Source organism: Paenibacillus sp. P46E (assembly GCF_001909095.1).
Lineage (GTDB): Bacteria > Bacillota > Bacilli > Paenibacillales > Paenibacillaceae > Paenibacillus_AQ > Paenibacillus_AQ helianthi.
The window spans coordinates 1-796 of record NZ_LVYZ01000009.1 but is presented as its reverse complement, the minus strand read 5'-3'; the positions used below and the strand labels follow the sequence as shown (position 1 = coordinate 796).

General features: G+C 52.5%; 5 tRNA genes and 1 rRNA gene. All 6 read left to right on the top strand.

The window, feature by feature from the left end:
- Window positions 1–255: ribosomal RNA gene (locus A3849_RS03530) — 23S ribosomal RNA — on the top strand; the annotation flags it as partial.
- Window positions 256–312: 57 nt separating this feature from the next.
- Window positions 313–388 (top strand) — tRNA-Asn (locus tag A3849_RS03525).
- Window positions 389–392: 4 nt separating this feature from the next.
- Window positions 393–485 (top strand) — tRNA-Ser (locus tag A3849_RS03520).
- 16 nt (window positions 486–501) lie between these two features.
- Window positions 502–576 (top strand) — tRNA-Glu (locus A3849_RS03515).
- A 23-nt stretch (window positions 577–599) separates the two neighbouring features.
- Window positions 600–675, top strand: a tRNA-Val gene (locus A3849_RS03510).
- Window positions 676–699: 24 nt separating this feature from the next.
- Window positions 700–776, top strand: a tRNA-Met gene (locus A3849_RS03505).
- Window positions 777–796: the final 20 nt, after the last annotated feature.

The following is a 796-nucleotide window of genomic DNA, read 5'->3' as shown; positions in this document are numbered from 1 at the left end:
TGAGAGGAGCTGTCCTTAGTACGAGAGGACCGGGATGGACGTACCGCTGGTGCATCAGTTGTTCCGCCAGGAGCATGGCTGAGTAGCTACGTACGGACGGGATAAGCGCTGAAAGCATCTAAGCGTGAAGCCCCCCTCAAGATGAGATTTCCCAGTATGTAAGACCCCTTGAAGACGACGAGGTAGATAGGTTGGAGGTGGAAGCACGGTAACGTGTGGAGCTGACCAATACTAATCGGTCGAGGGCTTATCCAAATCTTAAAACGCAGATTCGTTTCGGATTCAGTTTTCAGGCGATCAAGTCTGATATATTCCCTGATAGCTCAGTTGGTAGAGCACTCGACTGTTAATCGAGTTGTCACAGGTTCGAGTCCTGTTCGGGGAGCCATTATGGAGAGGTGTCCGAGTTTGGCCGAAGGAGCACGATTGGAAATCGTGTAGGCGCCACAAGCGTCTCGAGGGTTCGAATCCCTCTCTCTCCGCCACTATTATTAAAAGTATGGCCCGTTGGTCAAGGGGTTAAGACACCTCCCTTTCACGGAGGTAACATGGGTTCGAATCCCATACGGGTCACCAATTATTTTACCAGGCACACATATGGAGGCTTAGCTCAGCTGGGAGAGCATCTGCCTTACAAGCAGAGGGTCGGGGGTTCGAACCCCTCAGCCTCCACCATAGTGCTTATAAGTTTTTTACTGACGCGGGGTGGAGCAGCCCGGTAGCTCGTCGGGCTCATAACCCGAAGGCCGCAGGTTCAAATCCTGCCCCCGCAACCAATTTGGAACCGTGGTGTAGT